We start from the raw sequence: 20,867 nt of genomic DNA on the forward strand, positions 1-20,867 counted from the left end.
ACGTCAAATAGGCAAATTGATGCATAATTGAGAAACATTGCGCCCGTAACTTCGTGCGAATGTCGAGCGGGAAATGCCCGTTAAATCGACGTTTGTAGGCATGTTATCAGGATTTTGCATAAATTGATTTATGCAATGAATAGCATATAAGGTGAACCCCATGAAGCGTATCTCCATTGCCCCGCAACTTCGTTTTCGCCACGACGGCAACGACCTGCCGCTCGACAAGGTGTTGTCGCTGCTCACGGAAGTGCAGGCGCACGGCAACCTGCAGGCCGCCAGCCAGGTGCTGGGGCAGTCGTACCGTGGCGCATGGGGGCACGTGAAGGAAGTGGAGTCGCTGATGGGGGCGCCGTTGCTCACAATGGCGCGCGGGCGCGGCGCTGTCCTTACGCCGCTCGCGCAGCGATTGCTCTGGGGGCAGAAGCGCTTGCAGGCGCGGCTCGGGCCGTTGCTGGAGACGATGGCGTCGGAATTGCAGACCGAACTCGACGATTTGCTGCTTCAGGAAACCGACCAGTTGCGGCTCTTCGCGAGTCACGGCCTGGCGGTGGCGGCGCTGGTCGATTTCGCGGGACGCGCCGGTTTGCCCATCGACGTCAGCTATCGCGGCAGCATTGAAGCGATTGCCGCGCTGGCCAAGCATGAATGCGAAGTTGCGAGCTTTCACGTGCCGATTGGCGCGCTCGCCGAGCCGGTGCTCGATCAGTACATGCCGCTACTGAAGGGGAAGTCGTATCGTGTGGCGGACGTGGCGTCGCGGCGTCTCGGTCTGCTCGTGGCGCGCGGCAACCCGCTCGGCATCCGGACGCTGGCCGATCTGCCGCGCACGGGCGCGCGCTTCGCGAACCGCGAGCGCGGGTCCGGCACGCGCATCATTTACGACCTGCTGCTGGCGCAGGACGGCATCGATCCCACCACGGTGGCCGGTGCAGAGAACATCGAATTCACGCACGCCGCCGTTGCTGCGTATATCGCCAGCGGACGCGCCGACGCGGGCCTCGCCATCGAAGCCGCCGCGAGTCAGTTCGGCCTCGATTTCATCCCGATCCTCACGGAGCGTTACTGCCTGATGTTCCCGGAGAGTGGCAGCGAGTCCCCGCATCTTCAGGCTTTGCTTGAGATTCTCCAGAGTGGCGAATACCGGCAGACCGTTCACGCCATCCCCGGCTACAGCGAAGGGGCGACGGGGCGAGTGACGTCGTTGTCCGAGGCATTCCCGTCGCTAGGGTGATGTTTCATATGTAATCGCATGCATATGTAATGCGGGACGTTTTTCAATGACCGACGCCCGGCCCGCATGGGCTGGATGTCTGCATCATGTTGCTATGCAGCGCGAACGGTCGTGCGAGGGTATCGGTATTTGCACGAGGCTTGTTGGGACGGGGCGTTTGGTCTACTGTCATAAGGACTGAGCCCCCAAAAGATCTGTCGTCATCATATGCAATTAAGAACATATGAAACGCGGTCTTGCCCCAGGAGACAATTCGAGATGGTGCCCACACCTCATGCGACGCTCGCGCCGCTGCTGGCTCGCCACGCCGGCCGCGCACACGAGTTGTTGCCGCTGCTGCATGCCTTGCAAGACGCCGACGGCTACGTCGATCCCGCCCACGTGCCTGCCATCGCTGCCGCGCTGAATCTCTCGCGCGCAGAAGTCCACGGCGTCATCACCTTCTATCACCACTTTCGCAGCGCGCCGCCCCCGTCGACTGTCGTACAGGTCTGCCGTGCAGAGGCTTGTCGCAGTCGCGACGGGGAAGCGCTCGTCGCCCATGTCGAAGCCTGTACCGGTGCGCACATCGATGGCGACGCATGCAATGGCGTGGGCGTCGAATCGGTCTACTGCCTTGGTCAATGTGCGTTGTCGCCTGCCGTGACGATCAACGGCGAATTGCATGCGCGTGTCAGTCCGGCGCGCTTCGACGCGCTGCTCGCCGATGCCGTCGTCAGCAAGGAGGGTCGTCATGACTGAGGCGTCGAAGTCTTTCCGCATCTACATTCCGCGTGACTCTGCCGCGCTTGCGCTCGGTGCTGACAGGGTTGCGGCGGCGGTGGCCGCCGAGGCGACCCGGCGTGGCGTTGCTATCGATATCGTTCGTAATGGTTCGCGGGGCCTGTTCTGGCTGGAGCCGCTCGTCGAGGTGGCGACGCCTGCGGGGCGTGTGGGATACAGCAACGTGCAGCCGTCGCAGGTCGCAGCCCTGTTCGACAGCGGTTGGCCCGCGTGCGCAGCGAAGGACGCTGAGCGCGACGTCTCGTCAGCGGATCCCGACGGAAGCTGGGATGCCGCCATGCCCGCCTGTGTGGGGCAGGTAGAGACGATTCCGTATCTGGCGCGTCAGCAACGATTGACGTTCGCTCGCGTGGGTGTGACCGATCCGCTGGACCCGGCTGACTATCTGACGCACGGTGGCCTCGCTGGGCTTCGCGCCTGTCTCGCGCTCGACGCGGAGGCCGCCTGTGAGACGGTGCTCGACTCAGGACTACGCGGACGCGGTGGTGCGGCATTCCCGGCAGGCATCAAGTGGCGCACGGTAAGTCGTGCGGAATCCGCGCAGAAGTACGTCGTCTGCAATGCAGACGAAGGCGACTCCGGTACGTTCGCCGACCGCCTCATCATGGAAAGCGATCCGTTCGTGCTCATCGAAGGGATGGTGATTGCAGCGCTGAGCGTGGGCGCGAGCGAAGGCATCGTCTACGTGCGCAGCGAATATCCCCACGCAATCGCGGCGCTGGAGGCGGCGATGGCTGTGGCACGTCGTGAGGGCTGGCTCGGGCCGGATGTCCTCGGTTCCGGGCGCGCCTGCGAATTGCGCGTGGCGAGGGCCGCTGGCGCTTATATCTGCGGCGAGGAAACGGCGCTGCTCGAAAGCCTTGAAGGCAAGCGCGGCGTGGTGCGTGCCAAGCCGCCGATTCCCGCGCTGTCCGGTCTTTTCGGGAAACCCACACTCATCAACAACGTAATCACGCTGGCGAGCGTGCCGTACATCTTTGCACATGGGGCGCAGGCCTATCGTGAGTACGGCATGGGCCGGTCGCAGGGCACGCTGCCGGTGCAACTGGCGGGCAACATCCGTCGCGGCGGGCTGGTGGAGCTGGCATTCGGTGTGACGTTGCGCACGCTGCTCGACGACTTCGGTGGTGGTACGGCGAGCGGGCGTCCTGCGAAGGCCATCCAGGTCGGTGGGCCGCTCGGCGCCTATTTGCCGGAGGCGCAATGGGATGTGCCGATGGACTACGAGGCCTACGCGGCGTTAGGCGCTGTGGTGGGGCACGGCGGTGTCGTGGTTCACGACGACACCGCCGACATGGCCGGACTGGCGAGCTACGCAATGGAATTCTGCGCGCTCGAATCGTGCGGCAAATGCACGCCGTGCCGGATCGGGTCGACGCGTGGTGTCGAGGTGATCGAGCGGATCCGGCGTGGGGACACGTCCACGCGTCAGGTGCAGTTGCTGCACGACCTCTGCGACACGATGGTGTCCGGCTCGCTCTGCGCGATGGGCGGCATGACGCCGTTCCCCGTGCGCTCTGCGCTTGAACATTTCCCAGCGGACTTCGGTCTGCCCGACGGCGCCGGATGCGCCGAAGCTGCTTGATGTATTCACATCTAAGACTTCAACGTCCAAAGCCTGCACGTCTGAATGGGAGAACGACACATGATCCATCCGAATGCACAAGTTTCGCCGGGCCACGGCCCCGACATGGGCACGCCGCGGCGTGAAAGCGAAGTCGAGGTCACGCTGGAGATCGACGGTCTGAGCGTGACGGTCCCGGCGGGCACGTCGATCATGCGCGCCGCAGCGGGCAACGACGTCAACATCCCCAAGCTCTGTGCGACGGATTCCCTCGAACCGTTCGGGTCGTGCCGCCTGTGTCTGGTCGAGATCGAGGGGCGGCGCGGATTCCCGGCCTCGTGCACGACGCCCGTCGAGCCGGGCATGAAGGTGCGCACGCAATCACCGAAGTTGCAAGACTTGCGGCGCAACGTAATGGAGCTTTACATCTCCGATCACCCGCTGGACTGCCTGACGTGCGCGGCCAACGGCGATTGCGAGTTGCAGGACATGGCCGGTGTGACCGGACTGCGCGAAGTCCGCTACGGCTTCGACGGCGATAACCACATTCACAGCGCCAAGGACGAGTCCAATCCGTACTTCACGTATGACCCGTCGAAATGCATTGTGTGTAACCGGTGCGTACGGGCTTGCGAGGAGACGCAGGGCACCTTCGCTCTGACGATCTCCGGGCGAGGTTTCGAGGCGCGCGTCTCAGCCGGGCAGGACCAGCCGTTCATGGACTCGGAGTGCGTGTCGTGCGGCGCCTGCGTGGCGGCATGCCCGACGGCCACATTGCAGGAAAAGAGCATCGTCGAGATGGGGCAGCCCGAGCACGCGGTCGTGACGACGTGCGCGTATTGCGGCGTCGGCTGTGCGTTCAAGGCGGAAATGAAGGGCGGCGAAGTCGTGCGCATGACCCCGTACAAGGACGGTCTCGCGAACGAAGGCCATGCCTGCGTCAAGGGACGCTTCGCCTGGGGCTACGCCACGCACAAGGAGCGCATCACCAAGCCGATGATCCGCAGCAAGATCACCGATCCGTGGCGCGAAGTGTCGTGGGACGAGGCGCTCGATTACGCGGCATCGGAGTTCCGTCGGTTGCAGGCGAAGTACGGTGTCGACGCTATTGGCGGCATTACGTCGTCGCGCTGCACGAATGAAGAGACGTATCTCGTGCAGAAGCTCGTGCGTGCCGCGTTCGGCAATAACAACGTGGATACCTGCGCGCGCGTCTGTCATTCGCCGACCGGTTACGGGTTGAAGCAGACGCTCGGCGAGTCCGCCGGTACGCAGACCTTCAAGTCGATCGAACACGCCGACGTCATTCTCGTGATGGGCGCGAACCCGACGGACGGGCATCCTGTCTTCGCCTCGCGACTCAAGCGTCGTGTGCGCGAGGGGGCGAAGCTTATCGTGATCGATCCGCGTCGCATCGATATCGTCGACGGACCGCACGTGAAGGCGACGTTCCATCTGCCGCTGCGCCCCGGCACCAACGTGGCGATGGTCAACGCGCTGGCGCACGTGATCGTCACCGAGGGGCTGTTGGCGCAAGCGTTCATTGCCGAGCGGTGCGAGGACCGGGCATTTGCACAGTGGCGCGATTTCGTGGCGCTGCCGGAGAATTCGCCCGAGGCGGTGTCCGTCGTGACGGGCGTACCTGCCGAGGATATTCGCGGCGCTGCGCGTCTGTATGCGACGGGCGGCAACGCAGCGATTTACTACGGGCTGGGCGTCACGGAGCACGCGCAGGGCTCGACCACGGTCATGGGCATCGCGAACCTGGCGATGGCGACGGGCAACGTCGGGCGCGAAGGTGTCGGCGTGAACCCCTTGCGCGGACAGAACAACGTGCAGGGCTCGTGCGACATGGGCTCGTTCCCGCACGAGTTGCCGGGCTACCGGCATGTGTCCGATACGCTGGTGCGCGAGGAGTTCGAAGCCGCGTGGGGCGTGACGTTGCAGGCCGAGCCGGGGTTGCGTATCCCGAACATGTTCGACGCGGCCATCCACGGCAGCTTCAAGGGACTTTACTGCCAGGGCGAGGACATCGTGCAGTCCGACCCCAACACGCAGCACGTGGCAGCGGCGATGGAGGCAATGGAGTGCATCGTCGTGCAGGACATCTTCCTGAACGAGACAGCCAAGTATGCCCACGTGCTGCTGCCGGGCACGACGTTCCTCGAAAAGGACGGCACGTTCACCAACGCCGAGCGACGTATTTCTCGCGTGCGCCGGGTGATGGCGCCGTTGCCGGGCATGGCCGACTGGGAAGTCACCATCGAGCTGGCCAAGCGGCTGGGCTACGAGATGCCGTACGCGCATCCGTCCGAGATCATGGACGAGATCGCGCGGCTCACGCCGACGTTCCATGGTGTGAGTTATGCGCGTCTGGACGAAGCGGGCAGCCTGCAATGGCCGTGCAACGACGAGGCCCCCGACGGCACGCCGATCATGCACGTCGACGCCTTTGTGCGCGGTAAGGGACGCTTCATCATCACGCGTTATGTGCCGACGGACGAGAAGGTCACGCCGCGCTATCCGTTGCTGCTCACCACGGGGCGTATCCTCTCGCAATACAATGTCGGAGCGCAGACGCGCCGCACGCACAACGTTCACTGGCACGACGAAGACCGGCTCGAAATTCACCCGCACGACGCGCAGGAGCGGGGGATCAAGGATGACGACTGGGTCGGCATCCGGAGTCGGGCAGGCGAGACGGTGCTGCGCGCGGTGCTCAGCGAACGTATGCAACCCGGCGTGGTTTATACGACGTTCCATTTCCCGGAATCGGGCGCGAACGTCATCACGACGGATAACTCGGACTGGGCAACGAATTGCCCGGAATACAAGGTGACGGCCGTGCAGGTGCTGCCGGTGGTGCAGCCGTCGGCATGGCAGGCCAAGTATTCGTCCTTCAACCGCACGCAGCTCGAATTGCTCGATGCGGCCCGCAACCCTGCCGAACCGGTGTCGGCGAAGTAGGGGCGCGAACCCCTGGAATGACCTGGAGTCAGTGTTTGACGATGTCCAACCCGTTACGTGAAGTGGCTGAAGGGCGCGAAGCCGGTGAATTGGTCGGCGATGCCAGCAATGAGATCGATGGCATCGCGGCCCCCGTGTGTGACGTCGCGCCGACAGCCATCGACCCCGAAAGCCTCTCGCCGCACGCGACATTCGGTGTGCGGCGATTCCGTCATGGCGCGTGGCAGGCGGCGAGCGACGAACTCGCCGAAGAAGTGCCCGTCGCGTTGGAGTTCAACGGCATTTCGCACGTGGTGATGCTCGCGACACCCGCCGATATCGAAGATTTTGCGCTGGGGTTCGCGTTGTCGGAAGGCATTCTGAACGACCGGCGCGAGTGTTATGGCGTGGACGTTTCGGCGACCTCACTGGGGATTACGGCGCACCTCGAAGTGTCGTCGCGCGCGTTCGCCGGACTCAAGGAGCGGCGTCGCAACCTGACGGGTCGCACCGGTTGCGGGCTTTGCGGCACGGAGAGTCTCGATCAGGTGTTGCGGCCGTTACCGTCCGCTGGCGAGCCGTTGCGTGTGACCCATGCGGCGCTTGCGGCGGCGCATGCGGGGCTTGCGGCGCATCAGGCGCTCAACGGTGTGACCGGTGCGGTGCACGGCGCGGCCTGGTGCTCGGCGCAGGGCGAGATCGTTTGTCTGAGGGAAGACGTCGGCCGTCATAACGCGCTCGACAAACTCATCGGCGCGCTGGCGCGCGAGGGGCGTGCGTTCGATAGCGGCTTTGTGCTGATGACCAGTCGCGCCAGCGTCGAGATCGTGCAGAAAGCGGCGCAAGTCGGCATTCCGATGGTGGCGGCCGTCTCGGCGGCGACGGCGCTGGCGGTGCGTACGGCACAAGCGGCAGGCGTGGCGCTCGTGGGCTTCGTGCGCGGCGAACAGTGTGTGATCTATACCGGCGGGGCCGCGCTCGACGAGCGCGTCTGACGGCCTTGACCCTGAAGGAGCGGGAGACTTTCGATGGACGGCAACAACCTCGTGCGTATGGCCAATCGCATTGCAGACTTCTTCGACTCATTGCCCGATCGCGACGAAGCGCTGGATCAGGTCGCGACGCATCTGCATAAGTTCTGGGATCCCCGCATGCGTTCGCAGATTCTGGCACTCGTCGACACCCCGGACGGTGAGGAAATGCACTCGCTCGTGCGCGAAGCGCTGACGCGCCACCGTGCGCGCCTGACGCCCGCCGCCTGACTGAATGGACGCGAGCCTACGCAGCTCGCGGTATAGTAAGGGTGACGGTCGCGCACCGGCGCGGCCCTATCAGCGGAGGACTTGATGAGCGATACCCCCACGCGCAAGCCCGGCCCACAGCATCCTCACAAGGAGGACGCGGTGGAACGCGACCTCGACGAAGCGCTTGAGGAGACGTTTCCGGCGAGCGATCCCGTGTCCATCGAAGTCGACAAACCGAAGCGGGTTCCCGCATCGCGACCCAGCGAGACGAAGCGTCTTGACAAGGGGCTGGAGGAAACCTTCCCGGCAAGCGATCCGGTTTCCATCGACACGGGTAAGACGCCGAAGCCGTAACAATTGCTGTGCATTGCCGGGAGATTGTGTCCCGATGCGTCCACAACTTGCTCGCAGCCCCGTCCGGCGGGGCCGCAGCAGAAAAATAAATCTCCGGTCCGACGCGGGTTTGCCGCCCGGGCGGGCCGAATTCGTGGCAAAATGCCGCGCCTGACTCTCTCAGGCTGGGACTGTAGGAAATAAATGGCGGCAGGTACGGTAAAAAAAGTTCGACGCTACGCGCTGGAAACCATCGACGTGATGGGGCAGAGCGGGCTTGGCGTCGTCGAGCGCCCGGATGGGCGTTTCGTCATGTATCCGGAATACTGGACACAGACGCAGGCGCTCAGCCAGAAGATGCGCACGCTGTATCGCCGTAACTGCCAGCTCGAATACCAATTGGCGAAGCTCACGCGTGAGCTCGACCGTCTGCGCAGCGTAGTCGATACGCCGCGTCCCGCCGGTAATCCGCAGGCGTCGCTGCCTGGCACCGACGTGCCACAGCCCGAACCCAAGCTCGAACGCAAGACGGCCGGCGATCTACCGCCCCGACGACGTAAACGCGCCGCCTGAGCGCCATTGCCGTCACGACGTCATGTGATGCAGCAACGACGTCAACGGCCATGACCCTGCAAGTCCTCCCGATTCATCCGGTTACAGCAAAACTCCAAGTTCTCGTCATTTCCCATTAACAGCCAGCTTATTGCCCGCTTCGCCGACCATCATGGCGCTTACCGCATCGCAACTCGAAACCTTCCGTAACGACGGTTATCTGATCCTTCCGCGCTACGTCGCGCAGGCCGACTGCGAGGCGATTCTGGCCGATGTGCGAGCGCAGTTGGCGGCGGCCACGCTACCGCTCGAGTTCGAAGCCGACGTGGGGTATGAGGGCGCGCCGCAATCGCGCGACGCCGAGGGTGGCCAGACGGTTCGCCGTCTGCTCAAGGCTTACGATCGCGGCGATGCACTGCGCAACTGGGCCACGCGCCCGGACCTGATCGAATCGCTTGCCCAGATCTTTGGCGAAGACGTGGTGCTGACGCTCGCGCACCACAATTGCGTGATGACGAAACATCCGCACTTCGGTACGGCAACCGGCTGGCATCGCGATATCCGTTACTGGTCGTTCCCCGAGAACTCACTTGTGTCGGTCTGGCTGGCGCTGGGGCCGGAGACGCGCGACAACGGTGCGCTTCGCTTCATTCCGGGTTCGCACCGTGAGCAGCTTCAGCCGCATCAGCTTGATTCACTGGACTTCCTGCGTCCCGACGAGCCGGACAATCAGCCGCTCGTGGCGCGCGGCAAGCAGGTGGAACTTGCCCAAGGCGACGTCGTGCTGTTCCACAGCGGCCTGTTCCACGCGGCTGGCCGCAATGAAGGCGACGCTACCAAATTCTCGGTCGTGTTCGCATACCGGGGCGAGAGCAATCCACCGAAACCGGGGACGCGTTCTGCCTCGGCAGGCGAGGTCGAACTCGGCCATTGATGCCAATTTGGGTGCTTTCCTAAACCGGTAGGCACCTTTTCCCGCGTAGACTCTCCGGCCACCCTTATGGTGTCGCGCGCTGGCGCAAGTGAGCCGCATCGTTCCGATATCGATGCCGTGCCGCGCCAGTAATCTGCCTGACGCCATTCCATGAACCAGTGACGTGTCGCTCCCGCGCGGTGCAAAGCCGCGTGGAACGAGTGGCTGCACGTCCGTTTCCGGAGGAGACACGTGTCCCATTTACCTATCTCACCTGCTGCCCCGGCGGCATCGCCCGCTGCAACCGATGCTTCGGGTGAAGCGAGCCGTGCCACCTGGGGATCGCGGCTGGGTTTTGTGCTCGCCGCCGCTGGCTCTGCCGTCGGCCTCGGCGCGGTCTGGAAATTTCCGTACGTCGTCGGGCAGCACGGCGGCGGTGCGTTCCTCGCCGTCTATCTGGTCTGTGTGCTGACGCTCGGTGTCGCCCTGTTGCTGGCAGAGATGACGGTTGGCCGCTTGACGGGGCAGTCCATCACGACCGCATTGCGCACGCTCGGCGGACGTGCCTGGGCCTGGGTCGGCCGCATCGCCACGTTCAATGCGTTCGCGATTCTCTCGTTCTACGTCGTGGTCGGAGGCTGGACCGTGACGTACCTGATGCGCGCGTTCACCGGCTCGGTCCTCGCGAACGATACGCATCGGCTGGTCGCCGAGTTCTCGGCGTTCACCGCAAATCCGGTAGCGTCACTCGCGAGCATGGGGGTGTTTCTCGGGCTGACGGCGTTGATCGTCGCGGCCGGTGTACAGAAAGGCATCGAGCGGGCAGGCAAGTGGCTCATGCCCGCGCTGTTCCTGCTGATGTTGATGGTCATTGCCCGGGCGCTCACGCTGCCCGGCGCGATGGCGGGTGTGGCCTGGTTCCTTACGCCCGACTTTTCGATGATCTCCGGCGACACGTTGCTCGAAGCACTGGGGCTGGCGTTCTTCTCGCTGTCGCTGGGGGCGGGGATGATTGTGGTCTACGGCTCGTATCTGCCGCGCGACGCACGGCTCGCCGGTTCGGCCGTCTGGGTGGCGACGCTTGCGACGCTGGCGTGCTGCCTTGCCGGTCTGATGATCCTCCCCGCCGTTTTTGCGTTCGGTGTGCCGCCCGACGCCGGTCCCGGCCTCACATTCATCACCATGCCGGCCATCTTCGCGCAGATGCCGTTTGGTCACGCGATTGCTATCGCATTCTTCCTGCTGTTGCTGTTCGCCGCGCTGACTTCGGCCGTCTCGCTGTTCGAGCCGGTCACGGCCTTTCTGATCGACGAATATCAATGGCGGCGAGGTCAGGCGGTCCTCGCCGTGTTCGTCGCGACATTCCTGTTCGGTGCACCGGCGGCACTGTCGTTCGGCGTCTGGTCGGATGTGCGTTTGTTTGACCGGACGATCTTCGATCTGATGGACTATGTCACGGTCAATCTGCTGATGCCGGTGGGCGGGCTTTGCATCGCGATCTTCGTCGGTGCGTGCATCTGGCCCAAGGCGCGTACTGTGCTGGAAGGTTCGCGCGCGCAGTGGTTTGTACCGGTCTGGCGCGCACTGCTGTTGGTGCTCACGCCGATCGCCATCTTCGGTGTCTGGTATCAGACGTTCTAAGGTGCTAAGGCTTCGATTGGGATAAGTGAACGCGGGCACTGACCACGACAGTGGCGTCAGCACCCGCGTCGGATGGCGCCGCTTTACGCCACCGGCGTACGCATCGTCACCCACTCTTCTGCGGCCGTCGGGTGCACCGCCAGCGTGCGATCGAAGTCGGCCTTCGTTGCGCCCATCGACAGCGCGACGCCCAGCAACTGCACCTGTTCTCCTGCGTGATCCCCGACCATATGCGCGCCGACAATCTTGTCGGTCGCACCATCGACGAGCAACTTCATCAGCATCTTTTCCTGACGGCCCGACAGCGTCGCCTTGAGCGGACGGAAGGTGGCCTTGTACACCTTGAGCTGTGCGTACTGCGCGCGGGCTTCACTCTCGGTCAGTCCCACCACACCGATCTCCGGCGTACTGAACACGGCGGTCGGAATCAGTTTGTGGTCGACGCGCGTGGTGCGCTCCCCGAACACCGTATCCGCGAACGCCTGACCTTCGCGAATTGCCATCGGCGTGAGGTTGACGCGATCGGTGACGTCGCCAACGGCGAAGATCGACGGCACATTCGTGCGCGAAAACTCGTCGACGATCACCGCCCCCTTGTCGTTGAGTGCCACGCCACTGGCCGCCAGCCCGAGTCCTTGCGTGTACGGCACGCGCCCCGCAGCGCTCAGCAGCACATCCGCTTCGTGCGCGCTGCCGTCCGACAGCGTAATGCGCAAGCCGTCCTGAGTCTTCTCTGCACGCTCGATTGTGCGCTCAAGCAGGATCTCGATGCCTCGCTCGCGATATGCGGCTTCGAGCGACGTCCGGACTTCCTCGTCGAAGCCACGCAGCAAATGCGGCCCGCGATGCACGACGGTCACCTTCGAGCCCAGCCCGGCGAAAACGCCTGCGAATTCCAGTGCAATGTAACCGCCACCGATGATCGTAATCCGCTCGGGGAGCGATTCGAGATGAAACACTTCGTTTGACGAAATGGCGTGCTCGCGTCCGACGAAGTGTGGCTGATCTGCCGGACGGCCGCCTGTCGCGATCAGGATGTTGCGCGCGGTGATGCGCTCACCAGTGGCGGGCAGCACGACCGTATGCGGGCCTTCGACCACGGCGCGCGCGGCGATGAGTTCAGCCCCCGCGCGTTCGAGGTTGGTCGTGTAGATGCCTTCGAGCCGCGCAATCTCGGTGTCCTTGCGGGCGATCAGCGTTTTCCAGTCGAACTTGGGGGAGGGGACTTCCCAGCCGAAACCCGCGGCATCTTCGAATTCGTCGGCAAACCGGCTGGCGTAGACCAACAGCTTCTTCGGCACACAACCGCGAATGACGCACGTGCCACCCACGCGAAACTCTTCCGCGACTTTCACGCGCGCGCCGTATTGCGCGGCGACACGTGCGGCCCGCACGCCGCCCGAACCGGCACCGATCACGAACAGATCCACATCGAACTGCGACATTGCTGACTCCTTTATGTCATTGGGCACACCGGACAGTCGGTCGATGGCCCCGTGCTGCTTGCGTTGAGCGATTGTGCCAGAGACATGCTCCCTACATCGGGAGGCGCCGACATTTTCGGAGGCGTCCGAGTCCAGGGTCAGTCAACGCCTCATTGATCACCGTTAAAACGTCGCAATGCCTCGCCATAACGCACATCGTCCGTCAATTCGGGTTTTCGCACGGTCGTGCGCTTTCGTTGATCCACGTCAATGCGTCAGACGAAACGCGGGACGACAATCGAAGCGTCGAAAGTCGATTAATGCTTCACCGGCGAGCGCAGACACCCGCCGACACGGGGGTGAAAACGTATCGTCGATGATCAATCGCGGCTGCCGGATGTTTCTGAAGTGAAACAAATCTCGGGAATTCTTCGGACGTCTGCGAATGGTGAAATAAGAAGTGCATAAGAATCATATAGTTGTCTCTCATGGTCCGAAATTTGCTATGACTCTCTCAAGACAGGCGGGGATCACCGCCGATACAAGAGGACGTCATGACGAAGTCGCTTACCCGCCTGATGGGCGCCATCTCGGCGCTGGCGTTGTTGTGTTGCTTCTGGATGGTGGCATCGGCACATGCCGCCAATCCGCCGCATACCGTGAACTCCACCGGTGCGCAGGCGGCGACGAAGACCGCAACGGCGCAAGCCAAATCTGGCGCCCGGCCGACACGGGCCGCACGTTCGAAGCGTGCGGCCCGGGCGTCGGCCCGGGGGCCGTCCCATACGCCGCCGGGTTCGCCGCCAGCTGCACTCGTGGGGGCGGCGCCCGCGCCGTGGCACGACGTGTTCGCGGACGCGGGAGCATGGGCGGCAGACCCGGTCATCGTCAGCGGTCGCACGTTAAGCGGAACGCTCGGCAATGCCGGGCTGACGTCGGGCGCGGACGGTATGGTGACCGGACCGCGCGCCGGACTCACAGGGCTGTATCAGACGCTCTGGCATCGCGCGTTGACCAATCCCGTCCTCAATACCCAACTGTTCGCCGGTGCACCGGAATACTTCGGACTGCATTTTTAGCCGCGCGCACCTCACGGCGAACCGTATCGTCCGTACCGCCTGCGTCGATTGCGTCATCGTTTCATTTGCGATGCATTTCCGTCGACCGGGGCTTCCGGACCTCTGAGGGTCTGGTACACCCCGAATGCCTCGCCTGCCGCATTCACCGCCGCGTTGATCGCTGTCCCGTGCGTCTGAAAGCACGCGGGACTGCCGGACTTCGCCCATTCCCCGCCACGCTTGCCTATGCCGTGCCCGTCTTGCCCCACGTTACGTTGGGGCCTGCGGCCAACGGTGCACGCCTACGCCCCGCGCTTGCCTCGCCAAGTTCAATGCAGGTAGGATTGACCCGCAGTTCAAGCGTGGCATTTCCTCAAGACATGCCGACTGCCGGCATGCCATTCCGCTCTGGAGCCCCCTTATGAGCACGCCTGACATTTCTGTGCAAAGCCCTCCCCAGAAGAAAGCAATACCCATCGGGCTGATTGCCGGTGTGATCGTGATGATTGCCGTGCTCTTTATCCCGATGCCCGACGATCTGCCGGTCGCAGGCCATCGCATGCTGGCCATTCTCGCCTTTGCCGTGGTGGTGTGGATTACCGAGGCCGTCTCGTACGAGGCCAGCGCCATCATCATCACTTCGCTGATGGCGTTTCTCGTGGGCACCGCGCCCACGGTGCAGGACCCGAGTGTCGAGTACGGCACGTCGCGCGCTATCAGTATGGCGCTTGCCGGGTTCTCCAACTCGGCCCTCGCGCTGGTGGCCGGTGCGCTCTTCATCGCTGCGGCGATGACCCTCACCGGGCTCGACCGCCGCATCGCCCTCGTGACCCTCTCCAAGATCGGGACCAGCACGCGCCGCGTGATGATCGGCGCCGTTGCTGTGACCATCCTGCTCTCGCTTGTCGTGCCCAGCGCCACCGCCCGCAGCGCCTGTGTGGTGCCGATCATGATGGGTGTGATTGCCGCGTTCGGTGTCGATAAGCGCTCGAACATTGCCGCAGGCATCATGATCATCGTGGCGCAGGCGACCAGTATCTGGAACGTCGGTATTCAGACGGCGGCTGCACAGAACCTCCTGACTGTGGGCTTCATGGACAAGATGCTCGGCGACCGCATTACGTGGGCTGAGTGGCTTGTCGCTGGCGCACCGTGGGCGATCATCATGTCGGTGGTGCTCGTGGTGCTCGTACTCAAGCTGATGCCGCCCGAGGCCGACGCCATTGCCGGTGGCAAAGAAGCCGTGGAAGCGCAACTGCGCGAAATGGGGCCGATGACGAGTTCGCAAAAGCGTTTGCTCGCCGTGTCGATCGGACTGCTGCTGTTCTGGGCGACGGAGGGCAAGCTGCACCGCTTCGATACGACCTCGGTCACCTACGTCGGTCTGGTCGTGCTGATGCTGCCGCGCTTTGGCGTGATGACCTGGAAGGACGTGCAGTCGCGTATTCCCTGGGGCACCGTGATCGTGTTCGGGGTCGGTATCAGTCTCGGTACCGCATTGCTCACGACGCAGGCAGGGCAGTGGCTGGGCAATCACGTGGTCGCCGCAACGGGCCTCGATTCGCTGCCGACGTTGTCGATTTTCGCGATACTGGCTGCATTCCTCATTCTCATTCACCTGGGTTTCGCGAGCGCCACGGCGCTGACCTCGGCCATGCTGCCGATTCTGATTGCCGTGCTGCAAACCTTGCCGGGCGACTTCAACCGGCTGGGCATGACCATGTTGCTCGGCTTCACGGTCAGCTTCGGTTTCATCCTGCCGATTAACGCACCGCAGAACATGGTGTGTCTGGGCACCGACACGTTCACCGCCAAACAATTCGCCAAGGTGGGGATCATCGTCACGGTCGTGGGTTATGCCTTGCTGCTGGTGTTCGCCGCGACGTACTGGCGCTGGCTGGGCTGGTTGTAATGCGCGCCTGCTGCGTTCGATGAACAAGGAGTGACTATGCGAATCCCTCTGAAAGACGCCGTCGACTTCGGCAAACAACTGCTGCTCGCGCAGGGCGTGCCCGACGACATCGCGCTCGACGTCGCCGAGCATCTCGTGGAATCGGACCGCGTGGGTTATGCGAGTCACGGCCTGTCGATTCTGCCGACCTATCGCAAAGTGCTTGAGGACGGACAGGTCAATCCGAGCGGACGTCCGAGCGTGCTCACCGATCACGGCAATCTGTTGTTGTTCGAGGGCAATCGCGGCTTTGGTCAGCACGTCGGCAAGTTCGTGGTGGAGCATGCGATTGCGCGCGCCTTCGACAAGGGCGTGGCGATTCTGACGCTGCGCAACAGCCACCATCTGGGCCGCATGGGCCAGTATGGCGAGATGGCGGCGCATCAAGGACTGGTGTTCATGGCGTTCACGAATGTGACGAACCGTCAGCCGATGGTTGCACCGTTTGGCGGCAGCGAGCCGCGCCTGACGACCAATCCGTTGTGCTTTGCGGGGCCGTTGCCGAACAACCGTCCGCCGCTGGTGGTGGACATGGCGACGAGCGCCATCGCCATCAACAAGGCACGTGTGCTCGCGGCCGAAGGCAAACAGGCGCCGCCGGGCTCGCTGATCGACGGTTACGGTAATCCGTCGACCGATCCGAACGCGCTCTTCACCGAGCCGTTCGGTGCGTTGCTGCCGTTCGGTGGTCACAAAGGCTACGCGCTGGGCATCGTGACGGAGTTGCTGGCGGGCGTGCTCTCGGGAGGCGGCACGATACAGCCGGAACACCCGCGTGCGGGTGTGGCGACGAACAACATGTTCGCCATCGTCCTCAATCCGCAGGTCGACTTCGCCGCGACGTGGCGCTCGCACGAGGTGGAGGCGTTCATCGACTATCTGACGTCATGCCCGCCGCAGCCTGGCTTCGACCGCGTGCAGTATCCCGGCGAATATGAGGCCGACAACCGCAAGAAGCACCATGATCACATCGACCTCACGACACCGATTTGGGAGTCGCTACTGAAGATGTCGACGGATCTCGGTGTCGCGACGCCACGAACGTTGTGATGTTCATGGCGGACTCGGCGCGCGCAAAGGTATATGCGTCCGAGTTCACCAGACCTTAAGAAGGACACGGCCCGACGACCGTATCGCCGCAAACGAGCGCCGTCGTGCCGCAGGGAGAAGTGAAATACATGGCATTACTCAAGGTAGACGTGGTCAGTACCGAGCGCGCGATTTTCTCGGGCGAGGCGCGCTTCGTGGAAATTCCCGGCTCGGCAGGTGAGTTGGGGGTGTTGCCGGGGCACACGCCGCTGCTCTCGGGCGTGCGTCCGGGAACGGTGCGCGTCGAAGGCGTCGACGGTACCGAGACATTCCTGTACATCGCTGGCGGCTTCGTCGAGATCCAGCCCGACCGGGTGACGGTGCTCGCCGACACGGCCATGCGTGCCGACAGTCTCGATCAGGCGCGCGCCGAGCGTGCCCGCGAAGCGGCGGCCGCATTGCTGGAGCAACAGACCGGCGACATCGATTACGCCAAGGCGCAGGCCGAACTGGCCGAAGCCGTGGCGCAACTGCAAGCCATTCGCCGTCTCCGCAAACAAAAGTCGCGGGTGCAAGGCGATTAACCGTAGTTAGGGTCGCCCGTGGGCGACCTTCACCCCGGCTGACCTCCAGCCGCTCAAAGCCGGTCGGCCCTTGCCGGGCCGATCACTGCGTTTTTCTCCCCGATCCCTCAATGGACATCGCCTGAGCGCCCTCGTCAGATGGCGCTGCGCAGGCGTGCGCCACTTCCCGTCGACGCTCGACGATTCCGTATCGAGTTCCGCCGTCGATCCCCAAGGTGCAACCGCCTGAGGTAAACCCTGTAACGATTCCGCTTGCGCCATTTTTTTGGAATAACTATATTGCTTTCAGATAACAGTTATTGCACTGAGATAACTGTTTAGCGAGAAATGCGTTGATCGCATTGTCGCCATCTCAATGCACGCGTGATGTCCACGCGTCGGTGCCCTTGGAGTTCAAATGAGCGAGACAGCAAAGCAAACGGAGCAGGAAGTTCTCTTCACGCAGGTTGGCAAGGTGGCGGTAATCACCTTGAATCGTCCGCAGGCGCTCAACGCCTGGACCATCGCCATGCGCGAACTGATCATCGACGCGCTCCAGCGTTTCAATGCCGACGACAACGTGGCGGCCGTAATCATGACGGGTGCCGGTCGCGCGTTCTCCGCCGGACAGGATCTGGCCGAAGCCAAGCATTTCGACGGCGACACGGCTATCGAGTGGATCAAGGGCTGGGAGCATTACTACGACGTGATCCGTAGTCTGAAGAAGCCGCTGGTCATGGCGTTGAACGGCACGGCCGCAGGTTCGGCCTTCCAGGTGTCGCTGCTGGGCGACATTCGCGTCGGCCATCCGGGCGTGCGCATGGGACAACCGGAGATCAACGCCGGTATCGCGAGCACGACCGGTCCGTGGATCATGAATCACATGCTGGGGCTGTCGCGCACGATCGAGTTGACGCTCACCGGCCGTCTGATGGACGCGGACGAGAGCCATCGTCTTGGCCTGATCCATCACCTCGTGCCGGAAGACAAGGTGTTCGACAAAGCGCTGGAAATCGCGACGGAACTCGCCGAGAAGCCGCCGGTGGCGATGCGTCTGGATAAGCAGCGCTTTCGCGAGATGACCGAAGGCACCTTCCAGGACGCTATCGAAGCAGGCATGCGCATTCAGCGCGAGTCGTACGAGTCGGGTGAACCGGCGCGCATGATGGCCGCGTTCTTTGCCAAGCGCGCCGCGAAGGCGGAAACGGCAAAAGCCTGACGCTGCCACACCCGGCCGATCCGTAAGAGATCGCCATCGACCGAAGCGTTACCCCCCGTCGCTGCCTGCGCTCACCCAGTCACAACGGCGCGACGGGCGGCAACCCACACAGGGCAGGCGTGTTGCGTCTGTCCATCGCACAAGCGGAGTTCCTTATGTCTCACTCGCACGACCCGCAAAATCCGTCCCGCCGCCGTTTGCTTCAAATGGCCGGTGTCACCGCTTTGGCTGGCTCGGTGCCGATGCTCGCGTCGCACTCGGCGTTCGCTCAGGCCAAGCAATTGATCGTCTCCGATCCGGGCGGCCCGTACACCGTCGCTTATCGCCGGGCGTTCTACGACCCGTTCGAGAAGGCGACAGGCATCAAGGTCGTGAGCGTGGCGCGCGATTCACAGCCGGTGGCGCAGTTCGCGGCGATGGTGCAGACGAAGAACTTCGTGTGGGACGTCACTACGCTCACGCTGTCGGCGGACATTCCGTATCTCGAATCGAAGGGCTTTCTCGAGCCGGTCGGCATGAAGGCTGCCGACTTCCCCGGCATCATGCCCGAGGCCGTGACGGCCGACTGGTTGGGTGTCGACGTCTACTCGACCGTGCTGGCGTATCGCACCGACAAGTTCCAGAAGGAAGCGCCGCAGACGTGGGCCGACTTCTGGGACGTGAAGCGTTTCCCGGGCCGCCGTTCGCTGCGCCGCAGCCCGCTCGACACGCTGGAACAGGCGCTCATGGCCGACGGCGTGCCCATCGACAAGCTGTATCCGCTCGATCTCGACCGTGCCTTCAAGTCGCTCGACAAGATCAAGCCGCACATCAACCTCTGGTGGACGTCGGGGGCGCAGGCCATGCAGGCGATCCAGAGCGGCGACGTCGACATGATGTCGACGTGGAACGGGCGCGCGCAGGCGGCCATCGACAACAAGGCGCCGGTGAAGATCGTCTGGAATCAGGGGTTGTATTCCATCGAAGGGTGGGGGATTCCGAAGGGCACGCCGCGCGCCGAGTTCGCGAAGCAGTTCGTGCGCTTCTGCGGCGATCCGGCCCGACAGGCGCTCATCACGCAAGACCTCGCCTATGGTCCGACCAACCTCAAGGCATTCGACGGCATTCCCAAGGAGCGCGCGCCGCTGCTGCCGACCGCACCCGCCAACCTCAAGGGCATGCGTTTGCCGAGCCCACAGTGGTGGGCCGAGAACCGTACGAAGGCCACTGAGCGTTTCAACGCGTGGCTGTTGTCGTAAGCGTCGATGCAAGTGTTGTGAATACCGGAGCAGGATGAGCACGAATATGAGTACCAAACTGGAAACCATCGGTCTTGCCAAGACGTACCGCGAGACGCCCGCGCTTCTGCCGACGGATCTGCGCGTCGCGGCAGGGGAATTTCTCACGTTGCTCGGGCCGTCTGGCTCGGGCAAGACCACGCTGCTGCAAATGATCTCGGGGCTGGTCGAGCCCAGTGCGGGCCAGTTGCTCATCGACGGGCGCGACGCCACGCACGACGCACCGGGCAAACGTGGCATCGGGATGGTGTTCCAGAGCTATGCGCTCTTTCCGCACATGACTGTCTGGGAGAACGTGGCGTATGGCTTGCGCATGCGCAAGCTGCCGCGCGCCGAGCTGGGACCGGCCGTCGACTCGGCGCTCGCCATGGTGAAGATGCAGGCGTTTGCGCAACGTCTGCCTTCGGAGTTGTCGGGCGGTCAGCAGCAACGTATCGCGCTGGCGCGCTGCTTCGCGTTTCGTCCGTCGATCATTCTGCTCGACGAACCGCTTGGCGCGCTCGACAAGAAGTTGCGCGAGCACATGCAACTGGAAATCCGGCGTCTGCATCAGGAGCTGGGCGCAACGTTCATCTATGTGACGCACGATCAGGATGAGGCACTGACGCTGTCCGACCGTATCTGTCTGATGAATCAGGCGCGCATCGAACAGATCGGTACGCCGGCGCAGTTGTACGACCGTCCGGCTACGCGCTTTGCCGCCGACTTCCTCGGGCATTCGAATCTGCTCGATGGCGTGGTGGAGCGACTGGCGGACGGGCGCGTCGCACTGCGCGTGGGTGAGCGTCTGGTGCCCATCGGTCCGAGCCCCGATCTGCCTGCGGCCGGTGCGGCGAGCCTGCTCGTGCGCCCCGAGGCGGCACGGCTGACGACGCCGGAAGACGGTGCGCTTGCCGGGACGATTCGCGAAGTCGTGTTTCTCGGCGCCGACACGCGCGCCATCGTATCGCTGGGGCAGGGCGGTGAACCCGGCTCTGCCGCCGATGCCGAGCGCGCGCATTTCACCGTGCGCTGTCCGCGTGAGCTGACGCCACGCGTGGGCGATCGCGTCGGGCTCGCGTGGGATCACGGCCGCGCCACGTTGCTCACGCGCTGAGTCTTCTTTCGCCCGAGTCATCCGCTTCAGGAGTATTTGC

General features: G+C 63.5%; 18 protein-coding genes. 17 read left to right on the forward strand and 1 reads right to left on the reverse strand.

What is annotated here, in order from left to right; all coding sequences use genetic code 11:
• Positions 1–160 precede the first annotated feature (160 nt).
• The 10 genes from PCO31010_RS00215 to PCO31010_RS00260 all read left to right on the forward strand — a co-directional run bounded on the left by PCO31010_RS00215 (position 161) and on the right by PCO31010_RS00260 (position 11,210).
• Positions 161–1,234 (forward strand): substrate-binding domain-containing protein, encoded by a 1,074-nt coding sequence (locus PCO31010_RS00215; RefSeq protein ID WP_150662468.1) that lies wholly within the window; start codon positions 161–163, stop codon positions 1,232–1,234.
• A 258-nt stretch (positions 1,235–1,492) separates the two neighbouring features.
• Positions 1,493–1,975, forward strand: coding sequence for an NAD(P)H-dependent oxidoreductase subunit E (locus tag PCO31010_RS00220; RefSeq protein ID WP_150662469.1), 483 nt, complete (start codon positions 1,493–1,495; stop codon positions 1,973–1,975).
• On the forward strand, positions 1,968–3,602 hold the full coding sequence (locus PCO31010_RS00225) for a formate dehydrogenase beta subunit (protein WP_150662470.1): 1,635 nt from the start codon (positions 1,968–1,970) through the stop codon (positions 3,600–3,602). The genes PCO31010_RS00220 and PCO31010_RS00225 overlap by 8 nt, the downstream gene beginning before the upstream one ends.
• Before the next feature lie 60 nt (positions 3,603–3,662).
• Positions 3,663–6,548, forward strand: coding sequence for a formate dehydrogenase subunit alpha (gene fdhF / locus PCO31010_RS00230; RefSeq protein WP_150662471.1), 2,886 nt, complete (start codon positions 3,663–3,665; stop codon positions 6,546–6,548).
• Positions 6,549–6,589: 41 nt separating this feature from the next.
• Positions 6,590–7,522, forward strand: a complete 933-nt coding sequence (gene fdhD, locus PCO31010_RS00235; RefSeq protein ID WP_246184462.1) for a formate dehydrogenase accessory sulfurtransferase FdhD — start codon at positions 6,590–6,592, stop codon at positions 7,520–7,522.
• A 33-nt stretch (positions 7,523–7,555) separates the two neighbouring features.
• Positions 7,556–7,789: a formate dehydrogenase subunit delta gene (locus PCO31010_RS00240; RefSeq protein ID WP_150662472.1), complete on the forward strand. Its 234-nt coding sequence runs from the start codon at positions 7,556–7,558 to the stop codon at positions 7,787–7,789.
• An 84-nt stretch (positions 7,790–7,873) separates the two neighbouring features.
• Complete coding sequence (locus PCO31010_RS00245) at positions 7,874–8,125, forward strand: hypothetical protein (protein ID WP_039398579.1); 252 nt, start codon at positions 7,874–7,876, stop codon at positions 8,123–8,125.
• A 183-nt stretch (positions 8,126–8,308) separates the two neighbouring features.
• Positions 8,309–8,677, forward strand: coding sequence for a hypothetical protein (locus PCO31010_RS00250; protein WP_039398577.1), 369 nt, complete (start codon positions 8,309–8,311; stop codon positions 8,675–8,677).
• A 151-nt stretch (positions 8,678–8,828) separates the two neighbouring features.
• The gene (locus PCO31010_RS00255; protein WP_150662473.1) at positions 8,829–9,590 is read left to right on the forward strand and encodes a phytanoyl-CoA dioxygenase family protein; all 762 of its coding nucleotides are present in this window, start codon (positions 8,829–8,831) and stop codon (positions 9,588–9,590) included.
• A 231-nt stretch (positions 9,591–9,821) separates the two neighbouring features.
• The gene (locus tag PCO31010_RS00260; RefSeq protein ID WP_150662474.1) at positions 9,822–11,210 is read left to right on the forward strand and encodes a sodium-dependent transporter; all 1,389 of its coding nucleotides are present in this window, start codon (positions 9,822–9,824) and stop codon (positions 11,208–11,210) included.
• Positions 11,211–11,293: 83 nt separating this feature from the next.
• Here the strand turns inward: PCO31010_RS00260 and gor are convergent, their stop codons facing one another.
• A complete protein-coding gene (gene gor, locus PCO31010_RS00265; RefSeq protein WP_150662475.1) occupies positions 11,294–12,655 on the reverse strand; it encodes a glutathione-disulfide reductase in 1,362 nt (453 codons plus the stop codon).
• A 533-nt stretch (positions 12,656–13,188) separates the two neighbouring features.
• On the opposite strand from gor, the gene PCO31010_RS00270 reads away from it, so the two are divergent.
• The 7 genes from PCO31010_RS00270 (at position 13,189) to PCO31010_RS00300 (ending at position 20,827) form a co-directional block, all read left to right on the forward strand.
• Entirely contained in the window at positions 13,189–13,713 is a 525-nt protein-coding gene (locus tag PCO31010_RS00270) for a hypothetical protein (protein WP_150662476.1), read from the forward strand.
• A 400-nt stretch (positions 13,714–14,113) separates the two neighbouring features.
• Positions 14,114–15,604, forward strand: a complete 1,491-nt coding sequence (locus PCO31010_RS00275) for a DASS family sodium-coupled anion symporter (protein WP_150662477.1) — start codon at positions 14,114–14,116, stop codon at positions 15,602–15,604.
• Positions 15,605–15,640: 36 nt separating this feature from the next.
• Complete coding sequence (locus PCO31010_RS00280) at positions 15,641–16,693, forward strand: Ldh family oxidoreductase (protein ID WP_150662478.1); 1,053 nt, start codon at positions 15,641–15,643, stop codon at positions 16,691–16,693.
• A gap of 128 nt (positions 16,694–16,821) precedes the next feature.
• Complete coding sequence (locus PCO31010_RS00285) at positions 16,822–17,256, forward strand: F0F1 ATP synthase subunit epsilon (RefSeq protein ID WP_150662479.1); 435 nt, start codon at positions 16,822–16,824, stop codon at positions 17,254–17,256.
• A 397-nt stretch (positions 17,257–17,653) separates the two neighbouring features.
• A complete protein-coding gene (locus tag PCO31010_RS00290; RefSeq protein ID WP_039398566.1) occupies positions 17,654–18,454 on the forward strand; it encodes an enoyl-CoA hydratase/isomerase family protein in 801 nt (266 codons plus the stop codon).
• Between the two features lie 155 nt (positions 18,455–18,609).
• A complete protein-coding gene (locus tag PCO31010_RS00295; protein WP_150662480.1) occupies positions 18,610–19,692 on the forward strand; it encodes an ABC transporter substrate-binding protein in 1,083 nt (360 codons plus the stop codon).
• 46 nt (positions 19,693–19,738) lie between these two features.
• Positions 19,739–20,827 (forward strand): ABC transporter ATP-binding protein, encoded by a 1,089-nt coding sequence (locus PCO31010_RS00300; protein ID WP_150662481.1) that lies wholly within the window; start codon positions 19,739–19,741, stop codon positions 20,825–20,827.
• The last annotated feature ends 40 nt before the right edge of the window (positions 20,828–20,867 follow it).

The sequence above is a fragment of the Pandoraea commovens genome, assembly GCF_902459615.1.
In the GTDB taxonomy this organism is placed as follows: Bacteria; Pseudomonadota; Gammaproteobacteria; order Burkholderiales; family Burkholderiaceae; genus Pandoraea; species Pandoraea commovens.

Excerpts from the sequence above, each read along its gene's own strand:
- PCO31010_RS00215 (WP_150662468.1), top strand. The coding sequence starts at position 161 with ATGAAGCGTATCTCCATTGCCCCGCAACTTCGTTTTCGCCACGACGGC.
- PCO31010_RS00220 (WP_150662469.1), top strand. The coding sequence starts at position 1,493 with ATGGTGCCCACACCTCATGCGACGCTCGCGCCGCTGCTGGCTCGCCAC.
- PCO31010_RS00225 (WP_150662470.1), top strand. The coding sequence starts at position 1,968 with ATGACTGAGGCGTCGAAGTCTTTCCGCATCTACATTCCGCGTGACTCT.
- fdhF (WP_150662471.1), top strand. The coding sequence starts at position 3,663 with ATGATCCATCCGAATGCACAAGTTTCGCCGGGCCACGGCCCCGACATG.
- fdhD (WP_246184462.1), top strand. The coding sequence starts at position 6,590 with ATGTCCAACCCGTTACGTGAAGTGGCTGAAGGGCGCGAAGCCGGTGAA.
- PCO31010_RS00240 (WP_150662472.1), top strand. The coding sequence starts at position 7,556 with ATGGACGGCAACAACCTCGTGCGTATGGCCAATCGCATTGCAGACTTC.
- PCO31010_RS00245 (WP_039398579.1), top strand. The coding sequence starts at position 7,874 with ATGAGCGATACCCCCACGCGCAAGCCCGGCCCACAGCATCCTCACAAG.
- PCO31010_RS00250 (WP_039398577.1), top strand. The coding sequence starts at position 8,309 with ATGGCGGCAGGTACGGTAAAAAAAGTTCGACGCTACGCGCTGGAAACC.
- PCO31010_RS00255 (WP_150662473.1), top strand. The coding sequence starts at position 8,829 with ATGGCGCTTACCGCATCGCAACTCGAAACCTTCCGTAACGACGGTTAT.
- gor (WP_150662475.1), bottom strand. The coding sequence starts at position 12,655 with ATGTCGCAGTTCGATGTGGATCTGTTCGTGATCGGTGCCGGTTCGGGC.
- PCO31010_RS00270 (WP_150662476.1), top strand. The coding sequence starts at position 13,189 with ATGACGAAGTCGCTTACCCGCCTGATGGGCGCCATCTCGGCGCTGGCG.
- PCO31010_RS00275 (WP_150662477.1), top strand. The coding sequence starts at position 14,114 with ATGAGCACGCCTGACATTTCTGTGCAAAGCCCTCCCCAGAAGAAAGCA.
- PCO31010_RS00280 (WP_150662478.1), top strand. The coding sequence starts at position 15,641 with ATGCGAATCCCTCTGAAAGACGCCGTCGACTTCGGCAAACAACTGCTG.
- PCO31010_RS00285 (WP_150662479.1), top strand. The coding sequence starts at position 16,822 with ATGGCATTACTCAAGGTAGACGTGGTCAGTACCGAGCGCGCGATTTTC.
- PCO31010_RS00290 (WP_039398566.1), top strand. The coding sequence starts at position 17,654 with ATGAGCGAGACAGCAAAGCAAACGGAGCAGGAAGTTCTCTTCACGCAG.
- PCO31010_RS00295 (WP_150662480.1), top strand. The coding sequence starts at position 18,610 with ATGTCTCACTCGCACGACCCGCAAAATCCGTCCCGCCGCCGTTTGCTT.
- PCO31010_RS00300 (WP_150662481.1), top strand. The coding sequence starts at position 19,739 with ATGAGTACCAAACTGGAAACCATCGGTCTTGCCAAGACGTACCGCGAG.